The sequence below is a fragment of the Georgenia sp. Z1344 genome, assembly GCF_049856295.1.
Lineage (GTDB): Bacteria > Actinomycetota > Actinomycetes > Actinomycetales > Actinomycetaceae > JB111.
Genome location: NZ_JBNDMZ010000024.1, coordinates 1 through 12121, shown reverse-complemented (window position 1 = coordinate 12121; position 12121 = coordinate 1). Strand labels below are relative to the sequence as shown.

General features: G+C 68.5%; 8 protein-coding genes and 2 rRNA genes. 8 read left to right on the top strand and 2 right to left on the bottom strand.

What is annotated here, in order from left to right:
• Nucleotides 1-1014: IS110 family transposase (locus ACPYO6_RS16700; protein WP_425715846.1), on the top strand; the 1014-nt coding region annotated here is incomplete at its 5' end.
• A gap of 36 nt (nt 1015-1050) precedes the next feature.
• Here the strand turns inward: ACPYO6_RS16700 and ACPYO6_RS16695 are convergent.
• Nucleotides 1051-2301 carry a phospholipase D-like domain-containing protein gene (locus tag ACPYO6_RS16695; protein WP_425715923.1) on the bottom strand — a complete coding sequence of 417 codons (1251 nt, stop codon included), beginning with the start codon at nt 2299-2301 and terminating at the stop codon, nt 1051-1053.
• 134 nt (nt 2302-2435) lie between these two features.
• Here ACPYO6_RS16695 and gatC point away from each other — a divergent pair, with 134 nt between their 5' ends.
• The 4 genes from gatC (at nt 2436) to ACPYO6_RS16675 (ending at nt 7304) form a co-directional block, all read left to right on the top strand.
• Nucleotides 2436-2735 carry an Asp-tRNA(Asn)/Glu-tRNA(Gln) amidotransferase subunit GatC gene (gene gatC, locus ACPYO6_RS16690; RefSeq protein WP_425715922.1) on the top strand — a complete coding sequence of 100 codons (300 nt, stop codon included), beginning with the start codon at nt 2436-2438 and terminating at the stop codon, nt 2733-2735.
• Complete coding sequence (gene gatA, locus ACPYO6_RS16685) at nt 2732-4270, top strand: Asp-tRNA(Asn)/Glu-tRNA(Gln) amidotransferase subunit GatA (RefSeq protein WP_425715921.1); 1539 nt, start codon at nt 2732-2734, stop codon at nt 4268-4270. The genes gatC and gatA overlap by 4 nt, the downstream gene beginning before the upstream one ends.
• Entirely contained in the window at nt 4267-5766 is a 1500-nt protein-coding gene (gene gatB / locus ACPYO6_RS16680; protein WP_425715920.1) for an Asp-tRNA(Asn)/Glu-tRNA(Gln) amidotransferase subunit GatB, read from the top strand. Before gatA ends, gatB begins: the two co-directional genes overlap by 4 nt.
• A gap of 74 nt (nt 5767-5840) precedes the next feature.
• Nucleotides 5841-7304: an NAD-dependent malic enzyme gene (locus tag ACPYO6_RS16675; RefSeq protein ID WP_425715919.1), complete on the top strand. Its 1464-nt coding sequence runs from the start codon at nt 5841-5843 to the stop codon at nt 7302-7304.
• 200 nt (nt 7305-7504) lie between these two features.
• Here the strand turns inward: ACPYO6_RS16675 and ACPYO6_RS16670 are convergent, their stop codons facing one another.
• Nucleotides 7505-8053: a DoxX family protein gene (locus ACPYO6_RS16670; RefSeq protein WP_425715918.1), complete on the bottom strand. Its 549-nt coding sequence runs from the start codon at nt 8051-8053 to the stop codon at nt 7505-7507.
• A gap of 147 nt (nt 8054-8200) precedes the next feature.
• Between ACPYO6_RS16670 and ACPYO6_RS16665 the strand changes: the two genes are divergently transcribed.
• From ACPYO6_RS16665 to ACPYO6_RS16655, 3 genes are all read left to right on the top strand, one after another.
• Entirely contained in the window at nt 8201-8890 is a 690-nt protein-coding gene (locus ACPYO6_RS16665; RefSeq protein WP_425715917.1) for a DinB family protein, read from the top strand.
• A gap of 659 nt (nt 8891-9549) precedes the next feature.
• Nucleotides 9550-11070 (top strand): 16S ribosomal RNA (locus tag ACPYO6_RS16660).
• A 434-nt stretch (nt 11071-11504) separates the two neighbouring features.
• Nucleotides 11505-12121 (top strand): 23S ribosomal RNA (locus tag ACPYO6_RS16655); the annotation flags it as partial.

Here is a 12121-nt window from a genome sequence, read left to right as displayed (position 1 = left end):
CAGACCCATTCGTTGGCGGTGCTGGCCGCCCGCGGCGAGCTGATCGATTCTGCCCAGTTCCCGACCACGCCTGCGGGCATGGCCCGCGCGATCGCCTGGGCCGCTCGCCGCACCGGGGCCGATATGGCCGCGTTGTGGGTCATCGAGGGCGCCGCGTCCTACGGCGCGACCCTGGCCGGCGTTGTCCAGGACGCCGGCTATCAGGTCGTGGAGGCCGCGCGGATGAACCCGCGCGGGAACCGGGGCGTGGGTAAGTCCGATGCCCTGGATGCCTACCGCATCGCGGCCGCCGTCCTCCCGCTTCAGGTCAGCCGGCTGCGGCACCTCCGCGCCGCTAGTGGGGTCCGGGCCGCGCTGCGGGTCCTGCTCACCGCCCGCGAGCAGATGAACAGCGAACGTACCGCGGCCACGAACGCGCTGACCGCGCTGCTGCGCGTCAGCGACCTGGGTATCGATGCGCGCCGGGCCCCGGGCAAGAAGGTGATCGCCATGATCAGCCGGTGGCGCGAGCGCGATGAGGACATCGCCACCGCGACCGCCCGCAGCGAGGCCGTCCGCCTGGCCGCCCAGATCCTGGCCCTGGACGTCGAGCTCGCCACGAACAAGAAGCGCATCACCGTTCTGGTCAAGTCCAGCCTGGCCGCGCCGCTGCTCGAGATGCATGGTGTCGGGCCGATCACCGCGGCCGTGTCACTGACCGTGTTCTCCCACCCGGGCCGGTTGCGTTCCGAGGCCGCGTTCGCGGCCCTGGCCGGGGTCAGCCCGATCCCGGCCTCCTCGGGCAACACCGTGCGACACCGCCTCAACCGCGGGGGCGACCGGCAACTCAACCGCGTCCTGCATACCGCGGTCGTGACCCGGATGAGTCACGACCCCGAGACCCGCGCCTACGTCGAACGCCGCGCCGGCGAGCACCGCACCAAGGCCGAGATCCGCCGCTGCCTCAAGCGCTACCTCGCCCGCCGCATCTACCGCACCCTCAACAGCACCCCCGAACCCACCATGGCCGCTTGACGAAACATAGAAGGATCAATCTCGACGAAGGAGGGGTCAGAGCAGGGGGCCCAGGGGGCGGACGATGCGCTCCAACGGGCGACGCCACCAGTCGCGTGCCCGCCACTCCTCGAGGGTGAGCGGCATCGAGTTCGTCAGGTCGGTCGCGAACACGCGCTCCATGTGCTCGGCGAGCCCGTCGTCGTGGATCTCGAGGTTGACCTCGAAGTTGCCCTGGAGCGACATCCGGTCGATGTTCGCGGTCCCGATCGTCGTCCACCGGCCGTCGACGGACATCGTCTTCGCGTGCACCATCGCGTCCTTGAACAGCCACAGCTCGACCCCGGCCTCGAGGAGGTCGTCGTAGTAGGGGCGCGAGACCCAGTCGGCGAGGACGTGGTTGGTGCGGTGCGGGATGATGACGCGGACCCGCACCCCCCGACGCGCGGCGGCGGTCAGCGCCCGCAGGATCTCCCGGTCGGGGATGAAGTAGGCCATCGTGATGTCGACGGACTCCACGGCGCGGTCGAGCGCGTCGAGGTACATGCCGCGCACGGGGAACAGCATCCGGTGCGGGGTGTTCGACCGGCCCTCGATCTGGGCGAGCCACTCGCGGGCGCCGGGGTCGGGGAGCTCGGGCTGCTTCTTCGTGCGGTGGTCGTTCCAGAAGTCGACGAACGCGTTGGTCAGCTCCCACACCGCCGGCCCTCGCACACGCAGGTGGGTGTCGCGCCAGGTCGTCGCGTACAGGTCGCCGATGTTGTACCCACCGATGTACCCCGTGGACTCGTCGACGACGAGGAGCTTGCGGTGGTCCCGCCCGGTCTGGCGGAGGTTCCCGATGAGCAGGCCGGGGCGAATGAGTGGGAACCGCCGCACGTGCAGGTGGGGGAGGTCGGCGAACCGGTAGAAGTGCAGGCCCTGGTTGAGGTTCCCCCACGAGTCGAAGACGACGTAGACGTCCACGCCGCGCCGCGCCGCCGCCTCGAGCGCCTCCTTGAACCGCTTCCCCGTATCGTCGCGCTTCCAGATGAACGTCTCGAAGAAGATCGACTCGGTGGCGCCCTCGATCTCGGCAAGCATGTCGTCGTAGAGGTCCTGGCCGTAGGTGAAGACCTTCATCTGCGAGCCGTGGACGTCGAGGTCGACGGGCTCGGTGGCCGGGAACTCTCCCGAGAGCGGCTCGCGCAGCTTGCGCAGGTGGTCGACGGCCATGATGCCGCCCGCCGCGGTCAGCTGGACGGCGGCGGTCGCGGCGGCGATGCGGACGGCGGTCCCGGTGAGGGCGGCGAGGGCGGTGCGCGGCATGGTCGCCAGCGTAGGCGGGCCGCCGGACGACCGGGCCGACCGCCCGGACGACCGGGCCTCCCGGGCACCGGGCCGCCGCCCGCCCACCCGGACGACCGGGCCGCCCGCCCTCCCGGAACACCTAGACTCCGGGCATGCCCTCTTTCGACTCAGCCGAGGTCGCGCGCGTCGCGGCGCTCGCCCGTATCGAGCTGACCCCGGACGAGATCGAGCGTCTCGCCGGCGAGCTCGAGGTCATCACCCAGGCCGTGGAGAGCGTCTCCGAGATCGCCACGCCGGACGTGCCGCCGACCTCGCACCCGCTGCCGCTCGTCAACGTGTTCCGCGAGGACGAGCCCACCCAGGGTCTCGACCTCGGCGAGGTCCTCGCCGCCGCGCCCGCCTCCGAGGACGACCAGTTCCTCGTGCCGCAGATCCTGGGGGAGGAAGCATGAGCGACCTGACCCGCATGTCCGCCGCCGAGCAGGCGGCCGCCCTCGCCGCCGGCGAGGTGAGCTCCGTCGAGCTGACCGAGGCCCACCTCGGGCGCACCGCCGCCGTCGACGCCTCCGTCCACGCCTACCTCGACGTCTCCGCCGAGAAGGCGCTGGCCTCCGCGCGCGACGCCGACGCTCGCCGCGCCGCCGGCGACGACCTCGCCCCGCTGACCGGCGTGCCGATCGCGGTCAAGGACAACATCGTCACCCACGGCCAGGTCACGACTGCCGGCTCGAAGATGCTCGAGGGCTGGGTCCCGCCCTACGACGCCACCGTCGTCACGCGCCTGCGCGCGGCCGGCCTCCCGATCCTCGGCAAGACGAACCTCGACGAGTTCGCGATGGGCTCGTCCACCGAGCACTCGGCGTTCGGACCCACCCGTAACCCGTGGGACCTCACCCGCATCCCCGGCGGCTCGGGCGGTGGTTCGGCCGCGGCGGTGTCCTCGTTCCAGGCGCCGATCGCGCTCGGCTCCGACACGGGCGGCTCGATCCGCCAGCCCGCGGCGGTGACCGGCAGCGTCGGCGTCAAGCCCACGTACGGCGGCGTCTCGCGGTACGGCGCGGTCGCGCTGGCCTCCTCGCTCGACCAGATCGGCCCGGTGGCACGCACGGTTCTCGACGCCGCGCTCCTGCACGAGACCGTCGGCGGCCACGACCCGCTGGACGCCACCTCGCTCACGGACCCGGTGGCGGGTCTCGTCGAGGCCGCCCGCACGGGTGAGCTCGAGGGCCTGCGCGTCGGCGTCGTGCGTGAGCTCGGCGGCGAGGGCTACCAGTCCGGGGTCAAGGCGTCCTTCGACGCGGCGCTCGCGGTCCTCGAGGCGGGCGGGGCCGAGATCCACGAGGTCTCGGCGCCGTCGTTCGAGCACGCGCTCGCGGCCTACTACCTCATCCTGCCCGCGGAGGCGTCCTCGAACCTCGCCCGGTTCGACGGCATGCGCTTCGGCCTGCGCGTCGAGCCCGCCGAGGGCCCGGCCACGGCCGAGCGCGTGATGGCGGCGACCCGTGGCGCCGGGTTCGGCGACGAGGTCAAGCGCCGGATCATCCTCGGCACCCACGCCCTGTCCGCAGGCTTCCACGACGCCTACTACCGGGCCGCGCAGCAGGTCCGCACCGTGGTCCAGCGCGACTTCGCGGCCGCGTTCGAGCAGGTCGACGTCCTCGTCTCCCCGACGGCGCCGACCACCGCCTTCCCCATCGGCGAGAAGATCGACGACCCCCTGGCGATGTATCTCAACGACATCGCGACGATCCCGGCCAACCTCGCCGGCGTGCCCGCGATGTCGCTCCCGTCGGGACTGTCCGACGACGACGGACTGCCGGTGGGCCTCCAGATCATCGCCCCGGCCCGGCAGGACGCCCTCCTGTACCGCGCCGGCGGCGCCCTCGAGCGGGCACTGACGAGCGGGTGGGGCGGGTCGCTGCTCGACCGCGCCCCGGAGCTGACCGGGACGACCGGCGAGACCGAGCCGACGGAGGCGCAGCGATGACCGACACCCTCATGGACTACGACGAGGCGATCCGCCGCTTCGACCCGGTCATCGGGCTCGAGGTCCACGTCGAGCTGGGCACCCGGACCAAGATGTTCGACGGCGCGCTCAACGAGTTCGGCGGCGCGCCCAACACGCACGTCACGCCCGTCTCGCTCGGCCTGCCCGGTGCACTGCCGGCGGTCAACGGGACGGCCGTGCGGTACGCCGTGACGATCGGCCTCGCGCTCGGCTGCGAGATCGCGGAGTCGTGCCGCTTCGCCCGGAAGAACTACTTCTACCCGGACCTCGCGAAGAACTTCCAGACCTCCCAGTCGGACGAGCCGATCGCGTACGACGGCGAGCTCGCCGTCGAGCTCGAGGACGGCACCGAGGTCGTCGTCCCCATCGAGCGGGCGCACATGGAGGAGGACGCGGGCAAGAACACCCACGTCGGAGGGTCGACCGGACGCATCCAGGGCGCGGAGTACTCGCTCGTGGACTACAACCGCGCCGGCGTGCCGCTCGTCGAGATCGTCTCGCGGCCGGTCGTCGGCACCGGCGCACGGGCTCCCGAGGTCGCGCGGGCCTACGTCCAGTCGCTCCGGGACATCTTCCGGGCCCTCGGCGTCTCCGAGGCGCGGATGGAGCGCGGCAACGTCCGCGCCGACGTCAACGTCTCCCTGCGCGAGTCCCCGGACGCGCCGCTGGGCACGCGCACCGAGACGAAGAACGTCAACTCCTTCCGGTCGATCGAGCGGGCCGTGCGCCACGAGATCCAGCGCCAGGCGGCGGTCCTCGCCGCGGGCGGCACCGTCACCCAGGAGACGCGGCACTGGCACGAGGACACCGGCACCACCTCGCCGGGCCGCGTGAAGTCCGACGCCGAGGACTACCGCTACTTCCCCGAGCCCGACCTCGTGCCCGTCGCGCCGTCGCGCGAGTGGGTCGAGGAGCTCCGGGCGGCCCTCCCGGAGCTGCCGGCCGTTCGTCGTCGTCGGCTCATCGGGGAGTGGGGCTTCTCGGAGCCGGAGATGCGCGACGCGGTCAACGCCGGCGCGCTCGACCTCATCGAGTCCACCGTCACCGCCGGCGCCACGCCCGCGGCCGCCCGCAAGTGGTGGATGGGCGAGCTCGCCCGCGTCGCGAACTCGCGCGGCGTCGAGCTCGACTCCGTGGGCGTGACGCCGGAGCAGGTCGCCGAGCTCCAGGGGCTCGTCGACTCCGGTCGGGTCAACGACAAGCTCGCCCGCCAGGCGCTCGAGGGCGTGCTGGCCGGAGAGGGCTCGCCGACCGAGGTCGTCGAGGCCCGCGGTCTCGCGGTCGTCTCCGACGACGGCCCGCTGCTCGCCGTCATCGACGAGACGTTGGCCGCGCAGCCGGACATCGCCGAGAAGATCCGCTCCGGCAACCTCGGGCCGATCGGCGCCGTCATCGGCGCGGTCATGAAGGCCACCCGCGGCCAGGCGGACGCCGCGCGGGTCAAGGAGCTCGTCCTCGAGCGCGTCCAGGCCTGATCGACACCGGATCTGTCGTCCCTGCGGCAGACTGACCCACGTAGCACCCGCATTCTCTGACCACGGAGGTCCCTATGGCAGTGCCCAGTCCGTCCTACACCACGACCCTGCGAGTGCTGGTCGGCACCTCGCCGCAGGCGACCGCGGAGGTCGTGAGTGCCGTGGCCTCGGCGGGGGGCACCGTGATGGGCGTCGACGTCGTCCACTCGAGCGCCGACGGCATCACGGTCGACATCACCGCGGACACGATCGACGGCGAGCACCTCGAGCGGGTCCGCGCCGCGATCGAGTCCGTCGACGGCGCGAGCGTGTCCAAGGTGTCGGACTCGACGTTCCTGCTGCACATCGGCGGCAAGATCGAGGTGACCTCGAAGGTCCCGCTGCGCACGCGTCGTGACCTCTCGCGCGCCTACACCCCGGGCGTCGCCCGCGTCTGCAAGGCGATCGCCGCCAACAAGGAGGACGCGCGCCGCCTGACGATCAAGCGCAACACGGTCGCTGTCGTCACCGACGGGACGGCGGTCCTCGGGCTCGGCGACATCGGCCCCGAGGCCTCGCTGCCCGTGATGGAGGGCAAGGCGGCGCTGTTCAAGGAGTTCGCCAACGTCGACGCGTGGCCCGTCGCGCTCGACACGAAGGACACCGAGGAGATCATCTCGATCGTCAAGGCGATCGCACCGGCCTACGGCGGCATCAACCTCGAGGACATCTCGGCGCCCCGCTGCTTCGAGATCGAGGCCCGCCTGCGCGACGAGCTCGACATCCCGGTCTTCCACGACGACCAGCACGGCACCGCCGTCGTGGTCCTCGCCGCGCTCATCAACGCGCTGCGCGTGGTGGACAAGAAGCTCGAGGACGTGAAGATCGCGATCTCCGGCGTCGGCGCCGCGGGCCACGCGATCATCCAGCTGCTGGCCGCGCAGGGGGCGAGCCACATCGTGGCCTACGGCCGCGAGGGGTCCCTCCACGCCGGCAAGCAGGAGGCGAGCGCGCAGCGGCAGTGGATCGCCGAGAACACGAACCCGGACGGGTTCGACGGCTCGCTCAAGGACGGGCTCGCGGGCACCGACGTCTTCATCGGCGTCTCGTCGGCGGGGATCCTCGACGGCGACGACATCGCCACGATGGCCGACGGCGCGATCGTCTTTGCGCTCGCGAACCCGGACCCGGAGGTGGACCCGGAGGAGGCCGCCCGTACCGCGGCCGTCGTCGCGACCGGTCGCAGCGACTACCCGAACCAGATCAACAACGTGCTGGCCTTCCCGGGCCTGTTCCGCGGCCTCCTCGACGCGGGAGCGAGCCACATCGACGGCGAGATGCTGCGTGTCGCGGCCGTGGCGATCGCCGACGTCGTGGGGGCTCAGGAGCTCAACGCGTCGTTCATCATCCCGGGCGTCTTCGACCCGCGGGTGGCCGAGGCCGTGTCCAGCCAGGTGCAGGCCTACGCGACGGCGCAGCTCGAGGCGGGCGCCACCGGGAAGCCGGTGTCGTCGGTCGGTTCCGAGGGCGCTCGCGAGCCGTGGGCCGAGGTCATCTGACCCCGCCCGACGCCGAAGCGGCGCCTCGCGTCCTGAGGTGACCTGAGCGGTTGGTCGGCTCACGGGCCGGACCGGCCCGCCGGACGAGATCACCGTGCGAGACGCGGTGACCTCTCCCGAAGGACGACGACGAAGGGCCCGCCTCCCCAGGGGGAGGCGGGCCCTTCGTGCGTGCGGAGCGGGTCCGGCGGGGGAGGCGGTCAGCGCAGCCAGCTGTTACCGACGATGCCGCCCCACCACTTGCCGATGCCGATCGTGTCGCCCGCCAGGGTGAGCGCGGGGATGACCACGAGGAAGCCCTCGAGGACGTGGCTGTCGAGGATGGGGTTCGACGAGGCGTCGACCGCGAACGGCGGCTGCGCGAGGTACATGAACAGCAGGAGGAGCGCGCCGGAGACGGCGGCGATCTTCAGGCCAGCGCCGCTGACGAGGGCGACGCCGAGGCCGAGGAGGCCGGCCATGAACAGGATGTCGCCGAACGGGTTGGCGAACAGCTCGAAGAAGCCGCCGAGGGGGCCGTTGACGGCCACGCCGTTGATGTAGCCCTGGGCGGGGGTGCCGCCGTTGATCCAGGCGTTCTCGGACTGCGTGGCGAACCCCAGGCCGAACGTCTTGTCGAGGAATGCCCAGAGGAAGTACAGGCCGATCCCGATGCGGGACAGCCCGAGGAAGATGCGGGCGGACGAGCTCTTGATGATGTCGTCCTGGTAGACGGTGGCGGTCCGCGTGCCGGCGGTGGTGGTGGCCATGTCGAGCTCCTTGTCTCGGAGCAGCGGGTGGACCGCTGCGGGGTGGGTACATGCATATGGTTCCCCGCCGGGAAGCGTCCGTCCTGGGCAGTAAGTCCCAATTTTCCGTAGGCACTTCGTCCTGGTGGCCACGCGTACGGTGCGGGCATGACGAACGGTGCCCGTGCCCGCGCGGTCTGGGGAGGCGTGGACCCGGACGTCGCGCCGCTCGACGAGGACGGGCGACCCGAGCCGCCGACCGGGCTCGGTGAGTCAGGGACGCTCCTTGGCTTCCTCGACTACCTGCGCGGAACGATCGACTGGAAGACCCGGGGGCTGTCGCCGGAGCAGCTGGGGGCGACACACGCTCCGTCGACCATGACGCTCGGCGGGATGCTGCTCCACCTGGCCTTCGTCGAGGACTTCTGGCTGACGCACGGCATGCGGGGAGAGCCCGTCCCGACGTCCGCCACCGACGAGGAGTGGGACGCCGATCCCGATCGGGACTGGCACGCGGCGAAGGGGCGCGCCCGTGCCGACCTGCGGGCCGAGTGGCTCGCGGCCGTCGACCGGTCCCGCCGGTCGGTCGATGCCGTTCTCGCGGGGGAGCGGGTGCCGACGCGGGACGAGGTCTCGACGGGGGACGGACCGTCGACGACAGGGCCGGCTTCCGAGGCCGGACCCACGTCGGCCGAGAGCTCGGACCCGATGGCGACACCGATGCGCCACAACGTGTACGGAGACGAACCGGCGCCGACTCTCCGCTGGGTGCTCACCCATCTCATCGAGGAGTACGCGCGGCACGCGGGGCACGCCGACCTCCTGCGCGAGGCGATCGATGGCGACACCGGGGAGTAGCTCGGGGAGCAGCCACGCGGCGAGTCTCTGCGGGCGGGACCGAGACGGGAGGATCTCTACCGGTCAGCGCCGAGGTCGAGGCAGCAATCGTTGCAACCCCGGGAGAAATCGGCCCTGTGACGGAGCGCACGGCGCACCGGCTTGCCCATCGGGATCGGCCCGGCCTAATCTCTACGAGGCCCGCACGGGAGAGACGGACACCAGCTGGTGGCCGGTCCCGAAGGCCCACCGACAACTACCGGCCAATGGTCAGTGCGCGTCGGTGCCATCCTGAAGATCGACCAAGACCAGCTCGTAACGAGCAGGTTGACAGCCGAGAAACAGATGGTTAAGATAGTCAAGTTGCCCTGATGTGGCTGGCTTGGAACTAGAGGTTCTGGGTTGGTGTGTTGTGGGTGGGTTGTTTGAGAACTCAACAGTGCGTGATTGTTTTTGATGCCATGTATGTGGGGGCGTCATCGTGTCTGGTCTGCCGATCGGTGGGCCGGGTGGGTGGTGTTCTCATGTTGTTGTTTGTTTTTTTGGCTCTGCTGGCTCCTTTTCCTTGGGGTTGGTGGGGTTGGTTGGGATCGCCGGGCTCTCGTTGTGGGGGTTGGGTTGGTCTTCGTATGGATAGTCGCCCGTGTCCGGCCCTTAGTGGTTGGCGTGGGTGCGATACTTTTACGGAGAGTTTGATCCTGGCTCAGGACGAACGCTGGCGGCGTGCTTAACACATGCAAGTCGAACGGTGAAGCTCAGCTTGCTGGGTGGATCAGTGGCGAACGGGTGAGTAACACGTGAGCAACCTGCCCTTCACTTCGGGATAACCTCGGGAAATCGGGGCTAATACCGGATATGACTCCTGCTCGCATGGGTGGGGGTGGAAAGATTTATCGGTGAGGGATGGGCTCGCGGCCTATCAGCTTGTTGGTGGGGTAATGGCCTACCAAGGCGTCGACGGGTAGCCGGCCTGAGAGGGTGACCGGCCACACTGGGACTGAGACACGGCCCAGACTCCTACGGGAGGCAGCAGTGGGGAATATTGCACAATGGGCGAAAGCCTGATGCAGCGACGCCGCGTGAGGGATGACGGCCTTCGGGTTGTAAACCTCTTTCAGCAGGGAAGAAGCGAAAGTGACGGTACCTGCAGAAGAAGCGCCGGCTAACTACGTGCCAGCAGCCGCGGTAATACGTAGGGCGCAAGCGTTGTCCGGAATTATTGGGCGTAAAGAGCTCGTAGGCGGTTTGTCGCGTCTGCTGTGAAAACGCGGGGCTCAACCCCGCGCCTGCAGTGGGTACGGGCAGACTAGAGTGTGGTAGGGGAGACTGGAATTCCTGGTGTAGCGGTAAAATGCGCAGATATCAGGAGGAACACCGGTGGCGAAGGCGGGTCTCTGGGCCATTACTGACGCTGAGGAGCGAAAGCATGGGTAGCGAACAGGATTAGATACCCTGGTAGTCCATGCCGTAAACGTTGGGCACTAGGTGTGGGGCCTGTTTCCACGGGGTCCGCGCCGTAGCTAACGCACTAAGTGCCCCGCCTGGGGAGTACGGTCGCAAGGCTAAAACTCAAAGGAATTGACGGGGGCCCGCACAAGCGGCGGAGCATGCTGATTAATTCGATGCAACGCGAAGAACCTTACCAAGGCTTGACATATACCGGAAACATCTAGAGATAGGTGCCCCGTAAGGCTGGTATACAGGTGGTGCATGGTTGTCGTCAGCTCGTGTCGTGAGATGTTGGGTTAAGTCCCGCAACGAGCGCAACCCTTGTCCTGTGTTGCCAGCACGTAGTGGTGGGGACTCATGGGAGACTGCCGGGGTCAACTCGGAGGAAGGTGGGGATGACGTCAAATCATCATGCCCCTTATGTCTTGGGCTTCAAGCATGCTACAATGGCCGGTACAAAGGGCTGCGATACCGCGAGGTGGAGCGAATCCCAGAAAGCCGGTCTCAGTTCGGATTGGGGTCTGCAACTCGACCCCATGAAGTCGGAGTCGCTAGTAATCGCAGATCAGCAACGCTGCGGTGAATACGTTCCCGGGCCTTGTACACACCGCCCGTCACGTCACGAAAGTCGGTAACACCCGAAGCCGGTGGCCCAACCCTTGTGGAGGGAGCTGTCGAAGGTGGGACTGGCGATTGGGACGAAGTCGTAACAAGGTAGCCGTACCGGAAGGTGCGGCTGGATCACCTCCTTTCTAAGGAGCATCTGGCACCCACAAACCCCTGCATCGCGGGGCTCGTGTGCTTCGTGTCCGGCCCTGGGCCGGTGCGTGGCCTGAGAGCTGCCGCTGGGGGTTGTCTGGTTGGCCGAGTGTGCCGGCCGGGTCCGCCCAACGGTTGTTGGGGGTGTGGGTGGTGCTCATGGGTGGAACATCTTTGATGGTCACGCGCTGTTGGGTCCTGAGACCACTCACCCCGTAATTCGGGTCGCCTGCCCTTGTGGTGGGTTGATCTGTGGGGTTGGTTGTTTCTGGTGCTCTGCTCACCGAGCCACTGCCTGTTGAGGTGGTGGGGGTGTGGGTGTGGGTGGGTTGTTTGAGAACTGTACAGTGGACGCGAGCATCTTTGTATGTTTTGTTGAGTGTTGTGTTCCTTAACTAGCTGCCGCATGTGGGTTGTGTGGTGGTGGTTGGAAGTTTTTAAGAGCATTCGGTGGATGCCTTGGCACCAGGAGCCGATGAAGGACGTTGTAGCCTGCGATAAGCCGCGGGGAGCTGGCAAACGAGCTGTGATCCGTGGATGTCCGAATGGGGGAACCCGGCCACCGTCATGGGTGGTCACGCGCGCCTGAATGTATAGGGCGTGTGAGGGAACGCGGGGAAGTGAAACATCTCAGTACCCGCAGGAAGAGATATTCCGTGAGTAGTGGCGAGCGAAAGCGGATGAGGCTAAACCGTGCGTGCGTGATAGCCGGCAGGCGTTGTGCGTGCGGGGTTGTGGGGCATGTCCGTTCCTTCCTGCCGGAAGGAGCACTGTGCAGTGCTATGGGAGCTGAAAGGTCTGGGAAGGCCTGGCGTAGAGGGTGAGACCCCTGTAGGCGTACCGTGGCGTGTGTGGTGTGGGTGTGTTCCCGAGTAGCACCGGGCCCGTGAAATCCGGTGTGAATCTGGCAAGACCACTTGCTAAGCCTAAATACTACCTGGTGACCGATAGCGGACTAGTACCGTGAGGGAAAGGTGAAAAGTACCCCGGGAGGGGAGTGAAATAGTACCTGAAACCGGATGCTTACAATCCGTCGGAGCCTCC